Source organism: Pedobacter sp. N23S346 (genome assembly GCF_048515415.1).
Classification (GTDB): domain Bacteria; phylum Bacteroidota; class Bacteroidia; order Sphingobacteriales; family Sphingobacteriaceae; genus Pedobacter.
The window spans coordinates 484512-508144 of the sequence record NZ_JBLYEE010000002.1 but is presented as its reverse complement, the minus strand read 5'-3'; the positions used below and the strand labels follow the sequence as shown (position 1 = coordinate 508144).

The 23633-nt window shown below is 37.0% G+C and carries 25 protein-coding genes; 11 read left to right on the top strand and 14 right to left on the bottom strand.

Features of this window, described 5'->3' with window-relative positions:
• The first annotated feature begins 68 nt into the window (after positions 1-68).
• On the top strand, positions 69-1280 hold the full coding sequence (locus ACN1CD_RS05970; protein WP_419129409.1) for a TCR/Tet family MFS transporter: 1212 nt from the start codon (positions 69-71) through the stop codon (positions 1278-1280).
• Here the strand turns inward: ACN1CD_RS05970 and ACN1CD_RS05965 are convergent.
• Together ACN1CD_RS05965 and alaS are read right to left on the bottom strand one after the other, a co-directional pair.
• The gene (locus ACN1CD_RS05965) at positions 1277-1999 is read right to left on the bottom strand and encodes a hypothetical protein (protein ID WP_419129408.1); all 723 of its coding nucleotides are present in this window, start codon (positions 1997-1999) and stop codon (positions 1277-1279) included. The two genes, ACN1CD_RS05970 and ACN1CD_RS05965, sit on opposite strands and share 4 nt — an antisense overlap.
• Positions 2000-2510: 511 nt before the next feature.
• Entirely contained in the window at positions 2511-5129 is a 2619-nt protein-coding gene (alaS, locus tag ACN1CD_RS05960; RefSeq protein ID WP_419129407.1) for an alanine--tRNA ligase, read from the bottom strand.
• A 116-nt stretch (positions 5130-5245) separates the two neighbouring features.
• Between alaS and ACN1CD_RS05955 the strand changes: the two genes are divergently transcribed.
• On the top strand, positions 5246-5581 hold the full coding sequence (locus tag ACN1CD_RS05955) for a MerR family transcriptional regulator (protein WP_088301709.1): 336 nt from the start codon (positions 5246-5248) through the stop codon (positions 5579-5581).
• 56 nt (positions 5582-5637) lie between these two features.
• Here the strand turns inward: ACN1CD_RS05955 and ACN1CD_RS05950 are convergent, their stop codons facing one another.
• On the bottom strand, positions 5638-6078 hold the full coding sequence (locus ACN1CD_RS05950; protein ID WP_419129406.1) for a hypothetical protein: 441 nt from the start codon (positions 6076-6078) through the stop codon (positions 5638-5640).
• Between the two features lie 166 nt (positions 6079-6244).
• On the opposite strand from ACN1CD_RS05950, the gene topB reads away from it, so the two are divergent.
• Positions 6245-8098: a DNA topoisomerase III gene (gene topB / locus ACN1CD_RS05945; RefSeq protein WP_419129405.1), complete on the top strand. Its 1854-nt coding sequence runs from the start codon at positions 6245-6247 to the stop codon at positions 8096-8098.
• Here the strand turns inward: topB and ACN1CD_RS05940 are convergent.
• The 5 genes from ACN1CD_RS05940 to ACN1CD_RS05920 form a co-directional block, all read right to left on the bottom strand.
• Positions 8081-8443, bottom strand: a complete 363-nt coding sequence (locus ACN1CD_RS05940; RefSeq protein WP_419129404.1) for a response regulator — start codon at positions 8441-8443, stop codon at positions 8081-8083. The two genes, topB and ACN1CD_RS05940, sit on opposite strands and share 18 nt — an antisense overlap.
• Positions 8444-8619: 176 nt before the next feature.
• A complete protein-coding gene (locus ACN1CD_RS05935; RefSeq protein WP_419129403.1) occupies positions 8620-10533 on the bottom strand; it encodes an AAA domain-containing protein in 1914 nt (637 codons plus the stop codon).
• A 42-nt stretch (positions 10534-10575) separates the two neighbouring features.
• A complete protein-coding gene (locus ACN1CD_RS05930; protein WP_419129402.1) occupies positions 10576-10959 on the bottom strand; it encodes a DUF3037 domain-containing protein in 384 nt (127 codons plus the stop codon).
• Positions 10937-11728 carry a HipA family kinase gene (locus ACN1CD_RS05925; protein ID WP_419129401.1) on the bottom strand — a complete coding sequence of 264 codons (792 nt, stop codon included), beginning with the start codon at positions 11726-11728 and terminating at the stop codon, positions 10937-10939. The genes ACN1CD_RS05930 and ACN1CD_RS05925 overlap by 23 nt, the downstream gene beginning before the upstream one ends.
• A gap of 109 nt (positions 11729-11837) precedes the next feature.
• Entirely contained in the window at positions 11838-12026 is a 189-nt protein-coding gene (locus tag ACN1CD_RS05920) for a hypothetical protein (protein WP_419129400.1), read from the bottom strand.
• A 110-nt stretch (positions 12027-12136) separates the two neighbouring features.
• On the opposite strand from ACN1CD_RS05920, the gene ACN1CD_RS05915 reads away from it, so the two are divergent.
• On the top strand, positions 12137-12517 hold the full coding sequence (locus ACN1CD_RS05915; protein WP_419129399.1) for a hypothetical protein: 381 nt from the start codon (positions 12137-12139) through the stop codon (positions 12515-12517).
• A gap of 346 nt (positions 12518-12863) precedes the next feature.
• On the opposite strand, the gene idi is transcribed toward ACN1CD_RS05915, so the two are convergent.
• The 4 genes from idi to ACN1CD_RS05895 form a co-directional block, all read right to left on the bottom strand.
• Complete coding sequence (gene idi / locus ACN1CD_RS05910; protein ID WP_419129398.1) at positions 12864-13373, bottom strand: isopentenyl-diphosphate Delta-isomerase; 510 nt, start codon at positions 13371-13373, stop codon at positions 12864-12866.
• 5 nt (positions 13374-13378) lie between these two features.
• Positions 13379-14215: a phytoene/squalene synthase family protein gene (locus tag ACN1CD_RS05905; protein WP_419129397.1), complete on the bottom strand. Its 837-nt coding sequence runs from the start codon at positions 14213-14215 to the stop codon at positions 13379-13381.
• Positions 14212-15102, bottom strand: coding sequence for a MerR family transcriptional regulator (locus tag ACN1CD_RS05900; protein ID WP_419129396.1), 891 nt, complete (start codon positions 15100-15102; stop codon positions 14212-14214). Before ACN1CD_RS05900 ends, ACN1CD_RS05905 begins: the two co-directional genes overlap by 4 nt.
• Before the next feature lie 229 nt (positions 15103-15331).
• On the bottom strand, positions 15332-15598 hold the full coding sequence (locus tag ACN1CD_RS05895) for a hypothetical protein (RefSeq protein WP_419129395.1): 267 nt from the start codon (positions 15596-15598) through the stop codon (positions 15332-15334).
• Positions 15599-15913: 315 nt separating this feature from the next.
• Here ACN1CD_RS05895 and ACN1CD_RS05890 point away from each other — a divergent pair, with 315 nt between their 5' ends.
• The 6 genes from ACN1CD_RS05890 (at position 15914) to ACN1CD_RS05865 (ending at position 20264) form a co-directional block, all read left to right on the top strand.
• Positions 15914-16648, top strand: coding sequence for a LytR/AlgR family response regulator transcription factor (locus tag ACN1CD_RS05890; RefSeq protein ID WP_419129394.1), 735 nt, complete (start codon positions 15914-15916; stop codon positions 16646-16648).
• A gap of 92 nt (positions 16649-16740) precedes the next feature.
• A complete protein-coding gene (locus ACN1CD_RS05885) occupies positions 16741-17103 on the top strand; it encodes a response regulator (protein ID WP_419129393.1) in 363 nt (120 codons plus the stop codon).
• Between the two features lie 4 nt (positions 17104-17107).
• Complete coding sequence (locus ACN1CD_RS05880) at positions 17108-17737, top strand: hypothetical protein (RefSeq protein ID WP_419129392.1); 630 nt, start codon at positions 17108-17110, stop codon at positions 17735-17737.
• 126 nt (positions 17738-17863) lie between these two features.
• Positions 17864-19237 carry an exonuclease domain-containing protein gene (locus ACN1CD_RS05875; RefSeq protein ID WP_419129391.1) on the top strand — a complete coding sequence of 458 codons (1374 nt, stop codon included), beginning with the start codon at positions 17864-17866 and terminating at the stop codon, positions 19235-19237.
• A 182-nt stretch (positions 19238-19419) separates the two neighbouring features.
• Positions 19420-19770 carry an MmcQ/YjbR family DNA-binding protein gene (locus tag ACN1CD_RS05870; protein ID WP_419129389.1) on the top strand — a complete coding sequence of 117 codons (351 nt, stop codon included), beginning with the start codon at positions 19420-19422 and terminating at the stop codon, positions 19768-19770.
• 77 nt (positions 19771-19847) lie between these two features.
• A complete protein-coding gene (locus ACN1CD_RS05865; RefSeq protein ID WP_419129388.1) occupies positions 19848-20264 on the top strand; it encodes a VOC family protein in 417 nt (138 codons plus the stop codon).
• Positions 20265-20370: 106 nt separating this feature from the next.
• Here ACN1CD_RS05865 and ACN1CD_RS05860 read toward each other — a convergent pair whose 3' ends face one another.
• On the bottom strand, positions 20371-20814 hold the full coding sequence (locus tag ACN1CD_RS05860) for an NUDIX domain-containing protein (protein WP_419129387.1): 444 nt from the start codon (positions 20812-20814) through the stop codon (positions 20371-20373).
• On the bottom strand, positions 20801-21787 hold the full coding sequence (locus tag ACN1CD_RS05855) for a cation diffusion facilitator family transporter (RefSeq protein ID WP_419129386.1): 987 nt from the start codon (positions 21785-21787) through the stop codon (positions 20801-20803). Before ACN1CD_RS05855 ends, ACN1CD_RS05860 begins: the two co-directional genes overlap by 14 nt.
• A gap of 110 nt (positions 21788-21897) precedes the next feature.
• Between ACN1CD_RS05855 and ACN1CD_RS05850 the strand changes: the two genes are divergently transcribed.
• On the top strand, positions 21898-23094 hold the full coding sequence (locus ACN1CD_RS05850; protein ID WP_419129385.1) for a pyridoxal phosphate-dependent aminotransferase: 1197 nt from the start codon (positions 21898-21900) through the stop codon (positions 23092-23094).
• The last annotated feature ends 539 nt before the right edge of the window (positions 23095-23633 follow it).

The window sequence follows — 23633 nt, the reverse complement described above, 5'->3', positions numbered from 1 at the left end:
TCTTAATTAAAACAATAACCTTTAAAAGATTAACATCAAAATTCTATTTTTGTATATAACCAAAACCTATGGCTAAGCAGAAACAATCGGCGATGATCTTTATTATGATTACGCTTTTGATTGATTGTACTGGTTTCGGAATCATCATTCCGGTTTTACCAAATCTTATTAAAGAATTTACGGGTGGAAGCACTAGCGTAGCTGCAGATTATGGAGGCTACCTAATGGTTGCGTTTGCTTTACCGCAGTTCATTTTCTCACCCATCCTGGGTGGTTTAAGTGATCAGTATGGCAGGCGACCAATCTTGCTTTTCTCTCTATTTGGACTGGGCATGGATTATCTGCTTCTCTCCTTTGCACCATCAATCTTCTGGTTTTTTATCGGTAGAATTATTGCCGGAATTACGGGTGCAAGCTTCACTACTGGCATGGCGTATATTGCAGATATATCAACACCTGAAAAAAAGGCTCAAAACTTCGGGTTGGTGGGGGCTGCATTTGGATTAGGTTTTATTTTAGGATCAGTTGGTGGAGGCTTGCTCAGTAGCTTCGGGTTAAGAGTACCTTTTATGGTTGCAGCGGGCCTGTCATTACTCAACTGGTTGTATGGTTATTTTATTTTACCAGAATCGCTGGCAAAAGAGAAACGTAGAAGTTTTTCATGGAAACGCGCCAATCCGGTTGGTTCGTTTATCAATGCATCAAAATACCCCGCAATTTTAGGCTTGTTGGCGACTTTATTACTACTCTATATTGCAAGTCATTCCGTTCAATCCAATTGGTCGTATTATGTGATTGAAAAGTTCCAATGGACACCTAAAATGATTGGTTATTCGCTGGCTGTAGTGGGGATTATGGTTGCATTGGTTCAGGGTGGATTGATCCGGATTGTTATTCCGAAAATTGGAAATAGAAAGGCAATCTATTTTGGATTGATGCTTTATGTGATTGGTTTCGTATGTTTTGCCTTTGCGAAAAACGGAACAATGATGATGTTGTTTATTATTCCATATTGCCTGGCTGGAATCGGCGGACCAGCGATGCAGAGCATTATCTCTAATCAGGTGCCTGAAAATGCACAAGGAGAAATTCAAGGGATTACCACAAGTTTACAAAGCCTGGCTGCCATTATCGGGCCCTGGGTGGCCAGCCATATTTTTGTGTATTTTATTCAGGATGGAACACCTTTATATTTTCCGGGTGCTCCCTTTATCTTAAGTGCATTTTTAACACTAATTGGATTGTTTATTGCGATCCGGGCATTGAGGAAATATCATTAATCAGCGCGAAGGATTTTGAATTCATTATAAGCCATCACCACATTATAAACAAGCAATATGCTTCCCGAAGTCAGAATACGTTGATCCTGATCAATCTTCAAAACTAGTGTGAAGACGAAAATAGTTATAAGCAAACCAAGAGATATCAGGAAGACCAATTTGAAAGACTTGTAAAGCATAGATAGCCTAAACAATGTTTTTTGCTTAAACAATACCGGATTTTGAATTAACTGTATGATATTACTAAGTACAAAAAAGAAAATCAGCACAACTGCTATTCCTGATAAAACGCCCTGATTCAAATTTGGGATAACCAGATAACCTTCATATATGCAATAGCCTATAATAGCAATACAGGCTAAACCCTTTAATAACTGCCAGTTTCTATTTTTTAATAGCCAATTGAGCCAGTTAAATTCCTGCTCCTGCGCCTTATCGGTAATTTTTTTTCTCATTTCGGTGGAAAAAGATATAAATGGATTAATAAGAGTGATGATATAAATCAACATGGTGCTTACAAATTGGAAAATCCCATCCGAAATCAGTAAGCCTATACGCGCCTCGCTCATAATTCCAGACCTAAAACACGAGAACAAAATCAGTACAATAATGGTGAGGTGAAAAATTACCGGAAAGTAATTGATGAGTTTGGTTTCGCCGAGATTTGGATTTTCTACCACCGTGGGTTGAAGAATATCTTTATCCAGATGTTTGTTCATTATTTTAATAGCAATAAAAATAAAAAATAACGAAAATCCGGTCCCCATTTAAACTTGTTTAATAGTGAGTATTAATCATGCAATGTAATTATTTTCTGCTGATCTTATCTTTTTTGAGCAAAACGTCCTTAAATATATAAGCGTTAAAAGTTTATTAGCCTGATGGTAGTCAGCACGAAAGTAAGCTATAAATAAGAAATCCTCATACAAACCAATTGCATGAGGATTTAAGATTTTAGAGTAAAATATTATCTATAATTAACTGCAGATTTTAAATCCGCAACTAGAAAAGTCAGAATTGGAGATCCCGGCTAACTAAACGTTGGGTGAGATTTGTAATCTCGCCTATAATTAACTGCGGATTTTAAATCCGCAACTAGAAAAGTCGGGATTAGAGATCCCGGCTAACTAAACGTTGGGCGAGATTTGTAATCTGGCCTATTAATTAACTGTGGATTTTAAATCCGCAACTAGAAAAGCCGGGATTAGAGATCCCGACTAACTATATTTATTATCCTTTTGGAATAAAATCTTCAGCTTTTTCCAGCACCTTTTCTAAACCAGCAGGATTTTTACCGCCAGCTGTTGCATAAAAAGGCTGACCTCCTCCTCCACCTTGAATTTCTTTACCCAACTCCCGAACAATGTTTGATGCGTTCATACCTTTTTTTACAAGGTGATCAGATAACATCACGGTGATGCCAGGTTTCGCATCAATTTCTGTGGTGAAGACTAAAAACAAATTATCAACCATGTCTTTAAGTGAGAAAGCCAGGTTTTTGATAGCGTCGGCACTTTGTAAATCAATATGTCTGGCAATGAGGTTTACCCCATTTATACCCCTTACATGGTGCACAATTTCATTTTTTAAATTCCCTACGCGCTCTAAAGTAGTTTTTTCAATTTCTTTTTTCAATCTGGCATTTTCATCCAGTAAAGCCTGAACTGATGCCGTAAGATCTTTCGAGCCATTTAAGAGTGCTTTTAAATGGCCTAATTCTCTACGTTGATCTAAGAAATACTGTTCCGCTTTATCAGCTGTGATGGCCTCAATCCGGCGAACACCTGCTGCAACGGCACTTTCCGAAACGATTTTGAAAGATCCGATTTGTCCGGTTGCTTTCACGTGCGTTCCGCCACAAAGTTCTTTTGAAAAATGATCATCAAAAGTAATCATCCGAACAAAATCACCGTATTTCTCTCCAAACAGAGCAGTTACGCCACTTTGAATGGCATCCTGATAAGGCACATTTCGCTGTTCTTTTAATTTAATATTTTCCCTGATTTTCTGATTGACAATCACTTCTATCTGCGCCAATTCTTCATCAGTTACTTTCGAAAAATGAGAAAAATCGAAACGTAGATAATCCGCATTTACCAGTGAGCCTTTCTGGTTTACATGCTGCCCCAACACTTGTTTCAATGCAGCATGCAATAAGTGTGTTGCAGAATGGTTATCCTCCGTTAAGGTACGTTTATCTTCATCTACCACTGCCCAGAATTTTCCTTCCAAATTATCAGGAAGAAGATCTGTAAAGTGAACGGTAAGTCCGTTTTCTTTTTTTGTATCGGTAATGTCTACCCAAAACTGGCGACTGTGGTCTTCTAAACGACCGGTATCTCCTACCTGTCCGCCGCTTTCGGCATAAAAAGGTGTTTGGCGTAAAACGATTTGATATTGTTCCTTGCCTTTTGCTTTTACCTTGCGGTATTTTAAAATTTCCGTTTCGATTTCTAAATCATCGTAACCTACAAATTCACTTTGGTCATCAGTATTAACAATCACCCAATCGCCTGTATCAATAGCTGTAGCGGCGCGGCTATCATCTTTTTGTTTTTTAAGCGCTTGTTCATAAGCTTCCAAATCAACAGACCAACCCTTTTCTCTCGACATTAATTCAGTTAGATCGATTGGAAAACCGAAAGTATCTGATAACTCGAACGCGAAATTGCCTTCTACAATGCCATCGGTAGCCTGGTATTTATCAAATCTCTGGATACCAGTAGATAAAGTCCTCAAAAACGAAACCTCTTCTTCTAAAATTACTTTCTGTACAAAATCCTGCTGCGCAACCAATTCTTCGAAAACTCCCTTAAATTGTTCTGCCAACAAAGGCACCAATTGATTCAAAAACGGTTCTTTGAAGTTTAAAAAGGTGTAAGCATAGCGTACCGCACGACGTAAAATCCTGCGGATCACGTAACCTGCTTTATTATTTGATGGCAACTGACCATCAGCAATCACGAATGAGATGGCGCGAATATGATCAGCCATTACCCGCATGGCAATATCTGTTTTTTCATCAATGCCATATGGAGTGCCGGATTTTTCTGCGATAAACTGAATCATCGGCTGAAAAACATCAGTATCGTAGTTGGAAGTTTTTTCTTGTAATACACGTACCAAACGCTCAAAACCCATTCCGGTATCTACATGTTTAGCTGGTAAACTTTGCAATGAACCATCTTTTAAGCGGTTAAACTGCATAAATACATTGTTCCAGATTTCAATTACCTGCGGATGATCGGCATTTACCAAGGTAGCGCCATTAATCAATACTTTTTCCTCATCAGTACGACAGTCTACGTGGATTTCAGAACACGGACCACAAGGACCCGTTTCGCCCATTTCCCAGAAATTATCTTTTTTATTTCCAGGTAAAATATGGCTTTCATCCACATATTGTTTCCAAAGGTCGTAAGCTTCCTGGTCTTTTTCCAGGCCTTCTTTTTCATCACCTTCAAAATAAGTTACGTAAAGTTTTTCCTTCGGAATTTTATAAACTTCTGTTAATAATTCCCAGCTCCAGGCAATGGCATCTTTTTTAAAATAATCGCCAAAACTCCAGTTTCCCAGCATTTCGAACATGGTATGGTGATAGGTATCAATCCCTACTTCTTCTAAATCATTGTGTTTTCCAGATACGCGTAAACAACGTTGGGTATCGGCAACTCTTGGATACTTAATGGCTGCTTCTCCTAAAAACAAATCCTTAAACTGGTTCATCCCCGCATTGGTAAACATTAATGTTGGGTCGTTTTTAACTAAAATTGGCGCTGAAGCAACCAGGTGATGTTGTTTTTGTTCGAAAAAATTAAGGAACGCTTGTCTTATTTCTTTAGCTGTCATTATCGTAAATCTTGGAGGAACAAAATTAAAATTTTATTGCGTTAATCAGGAAAAATCAACCTACATTTGAATACTTTAATTAATCGATGTAAAACCCTAATAATCAAGCACAAGTTATGCCTTATAAAGAAAGAGACATTAATAAAATGTATTATACGATGGGTGAAGTGACTGAAATGTTTAATGTAAACGCCTCTCAAATCCGTTTTTACGAAAAGGAATTCGACATCCTTCAGCCTAAGAAAAACAAAAAAGGCAACCGACTTTTCACTCCTGAAGATATTGAAAATCTTAAAATCATCTTCAATCTGGTTGATGAAAAAGGCTTTACATTAAAGGGAGCTAAAGAGCACCTGAAACATAATAAATCTGATGTAAAGGAAAATCAAAAGATTATCGATTCCTTAGAAAAATTGAAGGGTTTCTTAGTTAACCTTGCAAAAGAATTATAGACAATCTCTTTTTGTAACAGCAATACCCTATTAATCATATTGGCTTAAATTGGAGCCTAAACTTTCAATTTTCTTGCATTTAAATGCTTAGGCAGAATACGAAGAAAAGGTCTTTTGTATCTCGCCAGCAAATCCCAAACCCAACGGTTTCCATCTACGCTTCGCTCGCCACAGTCAACAACTTCGGTACGCTCCAGTAGTTTATTTACCAAATTCTGGATAAATTTAATTTTTACTATTTGATTAAAGCGTAAACCTAAATAATCGCAATAAACATGAACTAAAATCTCTACGATTAATGAATCATTAGTGATGTTGAGCGCCTTTCCAAAGATAGTTACGTATTCATTTTTAATGGTTTCAACCAATAATTCAAATCCTGATTCTGCATCGGTATTTAGAAAAGTCCAAAGTGCTTTATCGCTATACACCCGCACCAGATTTGGTTCCAGGCCAACTTTTATTTTAATGTTATCAAAATTGTATATTTTCTCCATTTATTTTTTAGATCAAAGCTGGCTGCAATTGTTACCAAATTTACCAGGAGCTAACAGCAAATTTAGCAAAATGTTTAACGCACAAGCTTTTACAGTGTGAGTAAAAAATTAGGTTCTTGATGAGTTATTTTCGCGATCTTTGGACTTTGAAAGACAAGCCTGATTCATGAAAATTGTAATTGCAGAAAAGCCCTCTGTTGGTCGTGAACTCGCCAAAGTTTTTGGTGCAACCACCCGGAAAGACGGATACATTGAAGGTAAAGGTTATTCTTTTACCTGGGCTTTCGGGCATCTTTTACAATTGGCTCCACCTCAGGATTATGGCTTTATTGGCTGGAGAAGGCAGCATTTACCGATGTTACCTGCTAAGTTTAAACTGGCTATCCGTAAAATTAAAACGAAGGATGGTTTCGTGGAAGATCCAGCCGTTAGAAAACAACTGGACACCATAAAGAAGCTTTTTGACGAAGCCACCGAAATTATAGTGGCTACGGATGCCGGGCGTGAAGGTGAATTGATTTTCCGCTATATCTATTATTTTTTAAAATGTAAAAAACCATTTAAAAGGCTTTGGATTTCCTCTCAAACGGATGAAGCCATTAAAGATGGATTTAGAAATCTAAAGCCCGGAACAGATTACGATACACTTTTCAACTCTGCGCATTGTCGTTCAGAATCAGACTGGCTGGTTGGCATGAATGCCACGCAGGCACTCAGTATTTCTGCCGGGAACAGAACGGTTTTATCATTGGGAAGGGTACAAACACCTACCCTGGCGATGATTTGCGCCAGATTTCTGGAGATCAAAAATTTCGTTCCTCAAACTTATTTCCAGATCAGTATCCTCCTGGTAAAGGATGAACAAGTATTTAAAGCAGTATCAACCACAAACTATAAAGATAAAGAAGAAGCCTCGAAGTTATTCGCCCTTGTTGAAGATGTACCTTCTGGCTTCCCAACCGGAGGAAATATTACTGCGGTGGAGGCTAAACCACGAAAAGAACCACCACCACTATTGCATGATTTGAGTAGCTTGCAGCAAGAGGCCAACAAAAAGAAAGGCTACACTGCTGATCAGACGTTGGGGATTCTGCAGAATTTATATGAAAGTAAACTGGTTTCTTATCCACGTACCGGTTCCAGGTATATTGGAGATGATGTTTTTGCAGGCGTTCCGGATTTAATTTCCAAGTTTACCAATCACCCTGATTTTGGTAAGCAGGCTCAGTTTTTGCAAACCATTAAGCTAAATAAACGAAGTGTAAATGCAAAAAAGGTGACCGATCACCATGCTGTTTTACCTACCGGAGAAGAAGCTTATGGCTTAAGCAGCGACAGACAAGCCATTTATGATATGGTTGTGGGTAGAATGATTGAAGCCTTTCACCAGGAATGTTTGAAGGAAATTACAAAGATTACGATTCAATCTGGCTTGACATTTTTGGCTAACGGAACCGTGATTCGTTCTGCCGGATGGCGTTCTGTCTTTAATGAAACAGATGAAGATAAAAAAGATGAAGATAATGCGGCTTTACCTAAGGTTGCTGTGGGAGAACAATTGCCGATAACGGAAAAATCTTTTTTAGAAAAGCAGACCAAGCCAAAATCGATGTATAACGAAGCTTCTCTTCTTAAAGCACTGGAAACATGTGGTAAAGAAATTGAAGATGAAGAGTTACGTTATGCTATGAAGGACAGTGGATTAGGTACCCCAGCAACACGTGCATCTATCATCGAAACCCTCATCACCAGGACATATATTACTCGAGAAAAACGAAATTTAGTTCCAACGAATAAGGGGCTTGCTGTTTACGAAGTGGTTAAAGATAAACAAATTGCACAGGCAGAACTTACTGGCCAGTGGGAAAAAAGGTTAGAAGAAATCAGATCCGGATCTTCTGTAAAGGATTTTAAATCTGAAATTACAGAGTATACCAAAATGATCACCAACGAATTATTAATCGCCGGGGCAACAATTTCTGGAAAACTGGAAGATAATAAATTAGAAGTTATTGGCTAACACCTCTTGTAGGGAGTTTGAAATATTCCCATCTTTTTGAATAAAGCCTATGGCACCGGCTTCTCTGTAAGCCTGTTCTAAAGTCTTCTTGTCGTTACCAGAAAACATACAGATCTTGAGTTTATCCTGCAAAGTCAAAATTTCTTTCACGGTATCAGGGTTGCTGTTGGCTTCAGGCATATTGATGTCTAACAATAGAAAATCGAAATTCTCTCTGGCAAGCAGATCAAAGGTATCCGATAAATTTTTAGTTTCGGAAATTTCGGAAGTGGATAGAAATTTCCTAAAAAACCCTTTAATTACAATTCGCATAAGATCGCTATCATCTGCGATTAAGATTTTCAAACCTTGATTCATCTAAAATTATTCTTAATTCTTTAACATAAACCAACGAAGTCTGAGCCAAAATGTTTGAAATAAAATTTCAAATTCATTTTGTAAGTAAACCTTAATCTACGATAATAGGCATAAAACTAATAATTTTATATATTAAAATGAAATCAATCTACTGCATAACTCCTCTATGTATCAATATATTCCCATGCGCTATGGTATGAATTTAAGTTTTCTGCATAACCAATAAAATCTGCATAAAATTTTGACTTAGATAGTGTTGAACTGTCGCCAATAACCACCAGCTTCTTTTTTGCCCTCGTCATGGCTACGTTCATCCTTCGGGTATCTGCCAAAAAGCCGATATTTCCATCCATATTGCTTCTTGTTAAGCTAATATAAACCACATCTCTCTCCTGCCCCTGAAAACTGTCTATTGTATTTACTGCAATCTTATTTTGATATTTAACTAAAAGTTCTTCCTCCAGAACCAACGACTTTAAAATCTGGATTTGTTGTTTATATGGAGAGATAATGGCAACAGTAGGGAAATTCTCTAATGGGTATATTGTTTCTAGTTTTGTAACTACACCAACCAAATGCCTGATTAAGAATGCTGCTTCCTCTGGATTGGTGGTACTGGTGCCATCTAATTTTTCATCATAGCTACAACCTGCAGTATCGATAAAGTTAATCGGCTCATCATCATCAAAAAGCAATCGATCTGCTACCGATTGATGAGCAATTAATTTGTTATCGTAGAAAACTTTTGACGAATACCCCATGATATTTTTATTCATCCTGTATTGCTCATTTAAAAGCACAACAGATTCAGGATGAAGATTAACAAGCTTCTCTAATAAAGTATTACTTAAACCCTTTTGTGATGCTAACGTTGATTTTATGGTGGGCGATAACTGAAAATGATCTCCCGCCAGAATTAACTTTTGAGCCTTTAAAATCGGAATCCAGCAGGCCGGTTCTAAAGCTTGTCCCGCTTCGTCAATTACAACAGTATGATATTTTAAATTTCGAACCGTGTGGTGGTTAGCACCTACTAAAGTCGCTGTAATGATTTGTGCTTTATTAAACAAATTATCCATAATATAGGATTCTGTTTTTTCCACTTCTCTCCCGATTTTGTGGGCTTCATCAAATAGTGCTTTTCGCTGGTCGCGTTCAGCTTTCCCGAAACTTCGCTTATATTTATGAGCCATGTTTTTATACTCATTCGCTTGTTTCTTCAGGGCTTTGATTGTTTTCATTTCCGGATGATCAGCCATTTTGTGATCTAGTGTAGCAGATAGAAGTTTCTCAGAAACACGTGCCGGATTGCCAACCCGAATCACATTCAAACCTTCTATAACCAATTTTTCGGTCAGTAAATCTACGGCAGTATTGCTTGGCGCAACTACCAGAATTTTCTGATCGTGGTGTTTCAACAGCGACTTTATGGCCTGCACAATTGTTGTTGTTTTGCCCGTTCCCGGTGGACCATGAATAATAGCCAGATGGTCTGCAGATACAATTTTATGGATAGCAAGCTGTTGCGATTCATTGAGCTGATTCGGAATCACAAACTTCTCTACCTGCTGAAATGAAGGTTTTACTTCACTTGTGAGGATATTAATCAGTTTATTTTCGGGAGCCTGACCCGAGAGATTTGCTGCTTGCTTAAGTGCATGTTGCATCTCATCATAGCTATTGTTATCAAACAATAAATCTACCCCTAATTTCCCATCTCTCGCCCAATCTGGCAGTTCATCGATCCGAAGGCTCACCTTCATCTTGCTGAAACTCTGGTGGGTGATGATTCCCTCCAGTTTGTCTACTTTGGGATCGTGGTTTGAAAATAAAACAACCGCAGAACCGAATCTGAACTGATGAGAAAAATCTTGATGGGTTGTTCGTTCTAACTCTATACTCAGGTAATCACCCTTACCTATTTCCGTATTTCTGATCGCTATCGGGTACCAGGTTAAACCCAATGCTCTTCTATCAGCTGCTGAAGTATTTGTAGTAAGTTTAAGATAGGATTGTAAATCTTCTTCACGCTCGATATCAAGCAACTCCTGAAGGTTTTTAAAATATTCTTTCGACAATAGAATTTGATTATGTGTTAATTTTTTTTATTTGAATTCCTATTAAAGAACCAGTTCGTTATGCAGTCTCATCATCGTTTCTTCTGCATCGATGCAAAATCCCGGATGAACCTTTGAACATTGTACCACCGTACTCCTGGTAGCAGTTAACCACCTGAATCTTGATGCCTGATCATACTCACCTATTGATCCTGATCCTTTTGCGCCTATACTGATCCGGTGGAAGGCATTTAAATTTGCGTTTAAATCATCGAGATCTATTTCAGAACAGAACGTCTTAATTTTAGCTTCATTCAAGAAAAAAACACTATTCAGAAACTTTTTCTTTGCACAGAATAAAATAATACCAACGTTAAGAAACTCTTCGCGTTCTACCCTGGGCATTACACGAATTACAGCGTACTCAAATAAGTATTTCTCTTGCATGCTGTGCTTCTTTTAAAAATATATGAGAATGGTTCAACCTGGTTTCCAGGAAATATGCGTAAGCTTTTCGGTGCGCTTCTTTTGTTGGAAAGTTAGTTTCGCCCTCCAGCCAAACGTCGGGTATTAAATCAATCACTGCGCCGATTTTTTGGGCATTGAGTATTGAACGAAATTCCTGATCCACCAGTTCCAGCTCTGATGCCCACGGGAGTAAGACATGATCTTTTACCAGGAAAAACGGACGGGTAGCCTGCTCTTCCCAATTCTGCCAGGAATGATGAAAATATAATGCGGCACCATGATCAATTAACCACAACTCTTTGTGCCAAACCAACATATTGGTATTTCGGCAGGTACGATCCATATTGGTTAAAAAACAATCCAACCATACAATTTGTGAAGCAAGTTTAGGGTCTATTGTGGTTACGGTGGCATCGAAGGTAATCGCTCCGGAAAGGTAATGCAAAGCCAAATTTAAACCTACACTGGCTTTCAGCAAATCCTGAATTTCTTCATCAGGTTCTGTTCTGCCAAATGCTTCGTCTAAATTAGCAAATACCAATTCTGGTACACGCAAACCTAAAATTCTGGCAATTTCGCCACCAATTAATTCAGAAATCAAAGCACGCGGGCCTTGTCCGGCACCACGAAATTTTAATACATATAAGAAACCATCATCGGCTTCGGCGATGGCGGGCATAGAGCCACCTTCACGTAAAGGCGTAACGTATCGGGTAACGTTAACGGTTCTGAGTTGAAAATCGTCCATAAGCATCGCTGGAATGGCATATCATAAAAGCATCTTCATCCCAGCATTGCCGCAAATTTAACAGATTTAAATCAATAATCAGGTTAAAGATTTGTAAGCCTTTTAGCGTTTAGTCATGCCCTAGGTACGCAATTCCGGCAGGTGTAATGGAGGCTGTCCACTGTACGGCTTCTCTGTGAATGATAATTAAACCCATACTTTCCAACTCTTCGTAGTCTTCATCTCTCCCGCCTAAAATGGCAGAACTTACTTGCTGATTAATAACCTCAAGAAGGTCTAATATTTCTGATCTTTCCATAATATTTTAAGATTGAATATCTTACTAACAGATCAGCCATCAAAATGTTTATCCGCATCCTAAACATTTGTAAGCCTTTAAGGTTATAATGGAAACAATTTATTCTTTCTATGGAATCACATATCTATTACCTTTTTATACTGGCTATTCCGGTAGCCTGTATTGCCTGGACAGTTACCAAGGAAGAAATATTTAGGGAAGCAAGAGAATTTTGTGTCGATCGGTCGAAAAATTGTGTCCGTTTGGTAAAGCGGAAATTTTTCTACGTTTTTACCTGCGAATATTGCTTCAGTCATTATGTTACCTTAATTATCCTACTAATTACTAGATACACGCTTATTTATCCAGATTGGAGGGGTTACATCATCTCTTTCTTTTCAATCGTTTGGATTGCCAATGTTTACATGAGCCTTTATAATATTATCCGGATTGACTTGAAAAAAGAGAAAATTAGAGTAGCTAAGGAAGAATCTGAATTGCATGCAGATTAAAAACCCGATCGCGTATAGCAAAGATTATTATACCTATGCTATCCCTGTCATTATTAAATACCAGCCAGAATAATAACCTGAAAACGTTATTTAGGTTGGCTTTTAATTATTAATGCGGAAATAATAGTTCAGATAATAAAAAATGTTCTTTTGCATAACTCATTGTATCATAATGAATTATTATAGTTATATTGATAGTAAATACGTTTAATATAATCTTAAAGTAAAATAAGTGTTAAGAAATTTGGAGATTTAAGTTAAGTAACCCTATATTTGCTTCCGAGAGCGTTAATTTAGATACGGGTATATAGCTTAGGCTGTATGCCCGTTTTTTGTTTTTATGCTATTAAAATTGCTCAATTACTTTATCTAAACAAATCCTTAGCCATGGCGTGTATTGGCTCGGATGAATTAAGAGTTCTTGTTTAAGCGTATTTAAATTCATGTATTTATAGCGCTCTACTTCTTCCTTATTGATTATCGGCAGAAGGTCTGATTTACCGAAAAAAACATGGTCATATTCATGCTCGATTAATCCACTTTCAAATTCAGCTCTATAAGTAAAATTAAATACACCAGTCAAATCAGCTTTCATACCCATCTCTTCCATTAATCGGCGATTGGCTGCAGCCAGGTTATCTTCGCCAGGTCGTGGGTGGCTGCAACAGGTATTGGTCCATAACCCACCCGAATGGTATTTATCTAAAGCCCGTTGCTGTAGAAGCAACTCCCCTTTAGTGTTGAAAATAAATATAGAAAATGCACGATGCAGTTCGCCTTTTTGGTGTGCCTCCAGTTTTCCCATCTGCCCTATCGGTGAATCATTTACATCTACAAGAATTACCTGTTCTTCCATCCAGCTTAAATCACATTTAACTTATGCCTGATCATCGAATCGAACATTAAACCAATTTTAAGGTGATTTGGAATTCTAATCCGCCCGGTCATGATTTTTTCTGCACTCAATCCCTTTATTTTACAAAATAGCTTCTTGTAATAAACATAAGACAGGTACACTCCATTTCTTGAACTAAGCGGTAGCATCTTGATGCCAATTAATGCCGCTGCAAATTCATCCTCAATTTCCTTCTCTATGGCACGTTTATCCAGATCACAGAATTTACTCAGGTTCACGTTAGGGAAATAGCAACGGTTGAGGCTTTGATAATCTGTTTTAACATCTCTTAAAAAATTAATCTTTTGAAACGCAGAACCCAACTTCATGGCGGAAGGCTTTAAACGCTGATACTCCAATTCATTACCACTGGTGAAAACCTTCAAACACATCAGGCCAACTACTTCTGCAGAGCCTAAAATATATTCGCCATATAATTCTGGTGTGTATGTTTTTTCAAGAAGATCCATTTCCATGCTGTTTAAAAAAAGCAAAATCAGTTCATGGTCTATCTGATATTGGTTAACCACTTTTTGAAACGAATTTAAAATTGGATTTAAGCTAATTCCAAGCGCGATAGCTTCAAATGTATCCTCTTTAAATTTATCTAAAAGATACTTTTTATCAAATTCATGGAAGCTGTCTACAATCTCATCCGCAAGGCGAACAAAACCGTAAATAGAGTAAATAGGCTGACGCATTTCCTTTCCTAAAAAATAAATGCCTAACGAAAAGCTGGTGCTGTAACGTTTAGTGGTGAGCTTGCTGAAATCCTCTGATAGTTGGTCAAATATTTCTTTCATATGGTGGGATGTTGGATGGTAAATTCAAAATCATCAAGAGATTGGAGGCAATTGATGTGGTCGATATGCTTAAGCTTGGAAATTACCTGCTGATTTCCAGCTAAGTGTATCTGAGCAGATTTGCATACTTCTGATAATTCAGCAATGTATTTTTGTGCAATATCAGGGAGCCTTGTGCGTACGAAAAAAAACAAAACATGATCGATATTAATTGTAGAAAAAACATTCTTAATCGAATCGATCGGAACTTTACTGCCTAAAAAAATAACTTTTTGTTTATTTAATCGAAGCATATAATCCGCAAACAGCAAACCGATCTCATGATCTTCATCTTCTGGCAAAAACAGCAGCCAGGTGGTATTATCCTCTGTTGGGGGAGTAATATCGTTAATGGCAGCAAATAGTTTTTTACGAATGATATTAGCTATAAAATGCTCATGAGCAGGGCAGATATGGTTTTTCCTCCACATGATGCCCAAGCGAACTAATAAAGGATAGATTACCCGACGATAAACCTGGGCAATTCCCAATTTCTGAAAACCTTCTTCGATAATGAGGTTAAACTCATATTCATTATAGGATATACCATGTCTAATCAGCCTTGAAATATAGAATTCGGCTAATTTATCATTAGATGGATAATTGTGTTGTTCATCTAATAATTTTTCAACAGCTTGATCGGATAAACTGCAGATCTTTGAAATTTTAAACCCAGATTCATTAAGACTTACAATATCAAGCAATTTTTTCAAATGCCCGTCGTCATACAAACGGGTGTTACCTTGCGATCGATGCGGATTTAAAGCGTTATACCGATGCTCCCAAATCCTGATGGTGTGAGATTGTATTCCCGAAAGCTTCTCCAGATCTGAAATGGTATAACTCATTTTTGTTTAAATATATCCAATAAAATTTAAACAGAAAATATTTTCAAAAGTTTTGAAATGTTTGATATGACCTTGTTATAGTGATATCTGCAGATGTTGCTCGCTATCAACCAGAAGAAGCTATTTTGAACTTAGACTTTGCAATTGTAATAGTTTTGATAGTTTGGGGAAAAAGGATTGAATAAATGAATGAATAAATGAATGAATGATTAAATATTGAATGAATGCCTTAAAGCACAGTTTCCGTTAACAGAACACCTCTTTCCCCATTTCCCGTTTCAATGGTATGCACATTCTTGTAAGACTGACTAAAGAAATCGTAACCATGTTCCATCATATTAATAGAAACGCTATCTAAAGGGTATTTTCTGTTCGTTTGCATGCAAAGCAAACTGCTATTATTGAGCAGTAGAAAATCGCAGTCATATCCCCGCTCCTGAAGTTCGATGACTTTGTTGGTGATGGATACATTTAACCGGTTAATTTTATTTTTCATGGTTTTTTATGTTTTCAATGGGATGTTTAAGTTTTTAAATCAATATTCATTATTTAATTAAAACCTAATATACTGTATTACAAGTAATTAATGTCATTATTTTTGTTCATTTTTAAAAACAATCATTAATGATACATAAATAGTGCTTTCAATTGATAATAAGATGCCTGCAGATTGCTCTGGTATGAACAGCTTAAAACATAATTTAAGTTTGATGATGCATTCCAAAGATTTATGATCTCATCTTCACTATATTTTACAGATTTTTTTATTAACTATGTTAAATTGTAATTTGCTAAATCTAAACCTCAAAAAATGTCTATAAGTTGCATTGCAATAGATGATGATTCCCATTCCCTGGAAAATTTAATTTCTTATATAGACAAGTTTCCAGAGCTGAAGCTTATTAAAACATTTACCGAGCCACTCCTGGCATTGAGTGAAATATCAGTTTCTGAACCTGTTGATATTATTTTCATTGATGTCGAAATGCCATCACTTTCTGGTATCGAACTGGCTGGCTTATTAACGCAGAAGGCAGAAAATCTTGTATTTACTACTGCACATTCTATATACGCCTTGGATGCATTTAAGGTGCAAGCGGATGCTTATTTACTAAAGCCTTACTCTATTCTACATTTTGCGAAAGCCATTAACAGCATATATCCTGCAGGTTCAACAGAACATACCATTTTCCCGGTGTTTGAAGACCAATTTTTCTATATGCCTTCGCCAGAAAACAGCGATGATTTAATAAGAATTGACTTAAATGATTTGATATCAATTGAGCGGTTTGAAAATGAGATTACTTTAGTAACCCTAAATCATTCGTTCTCTACTTCAAAAATCAGCATAGCCAAAATGATCACCTTATTAAGCAAGAATTTTGCTTTCATAGAGATTAGTGAGCACGTTACTATTGCTAAACGTCACATTGTAAGTGTATTGGATGATCAGGTCTTATTGGCGGGTGAAAAATCATACCAGGTTGCTGATGAATACAAGGAGCGATTTGAGCAATTCGTGGAAAACAATCGCTTGAAGAATTAGCAGCTGTACCTATTATTTCTTTCTTCAACAAAACATTCCAACTAATACTTTGTATTAGGATAGTCCACTTAGTTATTAATTGATTATCCGTTTTGAAAAGAATTTTAGTTGTAGATGATGATCCTGATATCCTGGAAGTATTTCAGCTTGCCTTAGAGGCTGAACATTATGATGTTTACCCTTTACTATCACCCAGATATATTTTTAAGACCATTAAAGATTATCACCCTGATTTAATTATTTTGGATATTATGCTAAATGGCATGGATGGCCGGGCTGTTTTTAAAGAATTAAGATTAAATGCAGAGACCCAGAATATACCGGTAATCATGGCGTCAGCCCGTTATAATGAAAATTACATTGCCTCTCAACAATATCACCCTGATGATTATCTGGAAAAACCATTTAACATGATTGATATGTTACAAAAAGTGAATACACTTACCAACAACTAGACATATGAAACTAAAATTTTTAACTCCGATGATATTGCTATGTGCTGCAATATCTTTTAATGCTCATGCACAAACCAACCGTCCAGACAAGCTTTATAGCATGAGTGGTATTGGTTTTTCTTTCCCGATGGGTGAAACTTCAGACTACTTTAAACCTAAATTCTCTACTTCACTGGGGATCAATCTTGGATTAGGCAATAGTGGACTTTTTCTCTATCCAAAGGCAAGCTTGCATGCTTTTACTTATAATCAGATTACTCCAGACCCAGGTTTTGCCTATACGGTACAAAAAGGCAGATCAACCACTTATTTGCTGAACGTAGCTTTAGGTTATCGTAAAATCGTTAACAAATGGGCCTTTTATGGCTTTGCAGGTGCTGGCGGTGGTTTCATTTTAACACCTCAAGCTGGGGTTAATACCACAACAATGCAGGTGAATATGGATAACAGATCAAACGCTTTGGGAATAGCCGAAGGCGGTGGCGGAATAGAATATAACCTGGGCGGTGCAAATTTATTTGTAGAGGCAAGTTATATGTATGGCTTCAAAAAGATTCAGGATAGAACTTTCAATACTGTTCCCATTTCTATCGGGATAAAACCAAATTTAAGTAAACTGTTAAATAAGCTTTAATAGCTCACCTAATTATATGGAAGCGACTGCATTATTGGTGCAGTCGCTTTTTTTTATGCTAAAGAAAAATTAAAAACATTGCATTGCTAATTATTTTAGTATAAATTTGTATTTCAATTAAGCCTAATGTTATACGCAGTTGTAGATATTGAAACCACTGGTGGCCACGCGTCAGCCAACGGGATTACCGAAGTTGCCATCAATATTCATGATGGTAATCAGGTAGTAGAATCGTTCAGCACGCTGATTAATCCCGGCATTTCTATTCCGGATTATATCACCGCATTAACTGGTATTGATGATCACATGTTAGCGGATGCGCCCACTTTTGATGATGTGGCCTTGCAGATTTATCAACTGTTAGCGGATAAGGTTTTCGTTGCGCATAATGTTAACTTCGATTATTCCTTTCTTAAACATCACCTGGCTAAATCTGGCTTCGATCTGCAATGTAGGAGGTTATGTACGGTGAGATTAAGCCGTAAGCTAATTCCCGGTAAACCATCTTACAGTTTAGGAAAACTTTGTAGCAGCTTAAATATCCCGATTCAGAATCGTCACCGTGCAGCTGGTGATGCTGATGCCACGAGCATTCTGTTCAATATGCTTTTGGATAATGATTTGGAAGGCATCATTGCAGAAATGCTTAAAAAGACATCTAAAGAACAGGTTCTGCCGCCGAACTTAAACAAAGAGTCTTTTTTACGACTTCCAAACCAGCCTGGCGTTTATTACTTTAAAGATACAAAAGGGAAAATTGTGTATGTTGGCAAGGCGAAGGATTTAAAAAAGCGGGTAGCCAGTCACTTTTCAGGCAGTAAACCGAATAAGCAACGTCAGGATTTCCTTAAGAATATCCATCACATTGATTATGTGCTTTGCGGCACAGAGTTGATGGCTTTGATATTAGAGGCAAATGAAATAAAACGCCTTTGGCCGGAAAATAACAGGGCAATGAAACGCTACGAACATAAGTATGATTTATGCGTTTTTGAAGACCAAAATGGTTATTTGCGCCTTGGGATTGATAAACATAAACCAAATAGCAAAGCGATTCAAAGTTTCAATAACCTGCTGGAAGGATATAATTTTTTGAACCTGCTGATTGAGAAACATCAGCTTTGCGATCGGTTGTGCTATTTACAAAAAACAGCTACGCGATGTAAGGCGCATGAAAAGGGACAGTGCTTCGGCCCATGTAGCAGTATAGAAACCGAGGCGGTTTACAATAAGAAACTAAATGCTGCTTTGGATGATATTCAAAACCTGCAGCCAAGCTTTGCCCTGGTGGATGAAGGTAGAGAGGAAGACGAATTGAGCTGTTTATTAATCGAAAATGGTAAGTTTTATGGCATGGGCTATTTTACAGATAAAAACTTTTTGTCTGATGGCCTCGCTCCTATTAAAAATGACCTGGCTGTTTATCAATCGAACAGTTACATTCTGAATTTGATTCTGAATCATGCCGAGCAATTTCCGCAGAAATTATATAAACTGTAATGTGTGCAATTTGGTACCAAATCTTGTTGATTAAAAAAACAAACTTATTTTAAAACACCTGAGAGAGTGTATTTAAACGATTTGATATTTTTTATTTGCTGAAAAAAATCAAAATTGATGTAAGTTTGTTAAATTATTTCCGAGTATCATTCCCTTAAAAGAATAAATTAAAATCTTATATTATGACTCCAGATTCTTTCAGAGATCTTGCGCTATCATTTGAAAATGTAGTTGAAGCACCCAATGCGAACAAAAATTCATTTAAAGTAGATGATAAAATTTTCATCACGATTGATAATTCAAATTTAAAAGCTGTTTTCAGATTGACACCTAAAGACCAGAATAAATTTTCTGATTTAGATCCATCGGCAATTTATCCCGCTCAGGCTGGATGGGGAAAACAAGGCTGGACAATCTTCGAGTTAAGTTTTATTGAAGCAGAAATTCTTCAAGATGCACTAACTAAATCTTACTGTACGGTTGCGCCTGAAGAATTTGTGAAAAAGTATTCAAAGAAAACAGCTAAAAAGTAAAAATGCTTCGATCGTCTGATGAGTTCATTTTGAGGATCATGGCTAGTAATATTCTATCCAAATAAATACAAATCATTATGACAAGATCAATCTGGATCAATCTACCCGTTAAAGATATCAGCAAATCAAAAGAATTCTTTACCAAGATCGGATTTACACTAAATACCAGTTATGGTGTTCGTGATGAATCAGCGTCTTTCTTAGTTGGAGATGATAAATTGGTAATCATGCTTTTTGAAAAATCTTTTTACGAGGGTTTTGCTGGTGTAGATCTTCCAGATCGTTTATCAGGTTCAGAAGTTCTTTTTTCACTTGATGCGGCGAATCCTGCAGAAGTTGATGAAATAGCAAAAAATGTGGTAGAAGCGGGCGGAACAATCTATGGAGAACCTGGTTATAAAGATGGCTGGATGTATGGCTGCGGCTTTATTGATTTAGATGGCCAGCGTTGGAGCGTGCTCTATATGGATACGGAAAAAATGCCGCTATGTTAGGTGATTTGGCGAATGTGTTCAAAGGCAGAACGGATTCGCCAAACCACTTTAATCTTTAACCGATAATTATTTACAGTTGGTTGGGTTTGATACGAAATTAAAAATGCTAAGCAAATTGATCTTTTAGTAGTTGCGCAACAACTTTGTCTGTTTTAAAGGTAATAGCATCAACCTCCAGATCCTGAATTTTTACCCAGCGAAATGCTTGTAGAATCTCCCCTTCTGTATCAAAGTCATATATTTTAGTTTTAAATACCAATTGTAAAGGAGCCTTTTCCTTCACCAGATAATAAACGCTAATCACCTGACTATCATTAAATGACGATTTTTCGAAAAAATCTGTGGTATAAAAGTGACTGAGAATCTCAATTTCGGCATTACATTCTTCCATAAATTCTCGTTTGAGTCCATCTAGTAAACCTTCACCAAATTCCAGTCCGCCACCTGGAAATTTACTAAAACGAATGCCGTACTCTTCTTCATCGCTTACCAAAACTTCATTGTTGTGGTTAATGATTAAACCGTATACCCTTACATTAAAGTAGCTCATTTTCGAAGTGTTTTTTATTTTTAATCACGATCTCTGGTATCCATATAATTTCCTGTTTGAAGGCCTCTGCCCTCACTTTGCATTCGCTCATGTGGCAATAGTGACAACATTCAGGCAAGCATGGATCGGCATGAATAAACAATTCAGCCTTCCGAAATCCTTTTTTATTAATTAGTTCATCTATTTGAGAGATCTCCCGGTGAACCTGATTTAAATCGAAGTAATAAGGCAAAGTAACGTGGCAGTCGATATGAAATTCCGGACCATACTGTTGTGTACGAAGATTATGAACGTCGATCCAGGGATTGTGTCTGTTATTCTGTAAGACTTCTACCACTTCTTCCAAAAGTGTAAAATCGCTCTCATCCATCAGGCCACCTACCGAACCGCGAACTAATTTATAGCCAGAATAGATAATGTAAAAGCCCACCAAAACAGAAAGCAAGCTATCTAACCAAATAATATTCGTTAGCTGGATCAGGATCAATCCAAGTACTACCCCTGCGCTGGTATAAGTATCTGTTAGTAAATGTCGCCCATCTGCTTGCAACGTAACTGAATGCTCGGCTTTTCCAACCTTGATCAGGTATAAACCAACTACCATATTAATTAGCCCGGTAATGCCAATAATGAGTGTACCTTGCAACAGTTGGCTAACTACATGAGGATAAACCAGGTTATATGAAGACTTGAAAATGATGATAACTCCCGCAATGAATATCAAAATTCCTTCTACAAAAGCAGAAAAGAATTCTACCTTTCCATGTCCGTATGGATGGTTTTCATCGCGTGGCTGTGTACTCAAATAAATACTATAAAAGGCAAAACTACCAGCAATTACATTTACAATACTCTCTGCTGCATCGGTTAGAATTGCATTAGAACCAGTAGTAAAATAGGCCGTAAATTTGGCCAACATTAGCACTATGCTCACGACTAATGATAATATTATTGCCTTCTTCTTTATAGACACCACTTTTTTTGACAAAAATACGCTTATCAAATAAATTAAATGATAAAAAGATGTGATTTTTAGTGCAGAATAATATTTGGTTTATATATTTGCGTTCAAAGTAATTAACCATGAGCACCTTATCTAAAAGAATCAACAGTCTATCAGAATCTGCAACACTTAAAATGACGAAACTTGGTCGCGAATTAGCTTCTAAGGGGATTAACATCATTAGTCTAAGCGTTGGCGAACCCGATTTTAATACGCCTGACCACGTCAAAAATGCTGCAAAAGATGCATTAGATGCGAATTACACCCGCTACTCGCCTGTTCCAGGCTACCCGGATTTACGCCAGGCAATTGTTAAAAAGTTGAAGGAAGAAAACAATCTTGATTATGATATTTCTCAGATTGTAGTATCTACAGGTGCGAAACAATCTCTGTCAAACGTGATTTTAACACTTATCGATCCAGATGATGAGGTGATTATTCCAACACCTTACTGGGTTTCTTATTCAGAAATGGTTACACTTGCTGAAGGTAAATCGGTTTTTATTGATACCGATCTGCAAAGTAATTTCAAGATTACACCGGCGCAATTAGAGGCGGCGATTACGCCAAAATCTAAACTGTTTATGTTTTCTTCGCCATGTAACCCAACAGGATCAGTTTATAGTAAAGCTGAACTTGCTGCTTTAGTAGAAGTTTTTGAAAAATATCCAAACATCTATATATTGTCTGATGAGATTTATGAACACATCAACTTTGTTGATAGTCATGAATCGATTGCACAATTCGATAGCATTAAAGATCGTGTAATTGTAGTTAACGGTTTCTCTAAAGCTTTCGCAATGACTGGTTGGAGATTAGGTTACATTGCTGCTAACAAAGAAATCGCTGCGGCAAATGATAAACTGCAAGGCCAAACTACTTCAGGTACTTGTTCAATTGCGCAAAGAGCTGGTATTGTAGCTTATGAACAAGGTTTGGAAAGTGTACTAAAGATGAAGGAAGCTTTTTTACGCAGAAGGGAATTGGTTTACAATTTGTTAAATGAAATTCCTGGTGTAAAAACCAACTTACCTGACGGTGCTTTTTATTTTTTCCCGGAAATCAGTTCATTTTTTGGTAAAAAAGATGTTGACGGAAACGTGATCAAAGACTCTTCAGATTTAGCACTTTACCTGTTAAACGTTGGTCATGTGGCAACCGTTGGTGGCGATTCATTTGGTAACAATAACTACATCCGTTTATCTTACGCTGCATCAGATGAAAGTTTAGTAGAGGCTTTAAAAAGAATTAAAGAAGCCTTAGCGAAATTATCTTAAGCGGATAAAAGGTATAAATTACAGGAGCCTTCGTTTAAATGTACGAGGGCCCTTGTTTTTAAAGAGATTTTCCTGAATGATAAATTAAAAGCGAATCAGTTTCATAAATGATTAACCTGCCATCAGATGCTATTAATTTAAAGAATTTTTAACCACAGATGGATACAGATAAACACGGATTTTTACATCTGTGTCCATCCTTTTCATCTGTGGTTGATACTTTTATGGCTAAGCTTTAGCTTAACTTGATAGCATTGAGCACCCTTACAAAGGACTATCATGTGGACACATCTTCTGGACGTGGTTTTTCTATGCACTTTGCTAACCAACTTTAATAAAGAACAGGCTACACCGAAGAACGCCGTCAATCCCAAGGGCCAGAGAAATCAAAAAAACAGTTGTACAATAGTGCAAATAGCACTAACAAACCTTTAACGCAGTGGTTTTGTGTTCATAAATATAAATTCGAAGCTTAAAAAAATATTGAACACAAAACGAAGTGCCGTTGTTTTTTTGATGTGTGTAGGATAGTGCAAAAG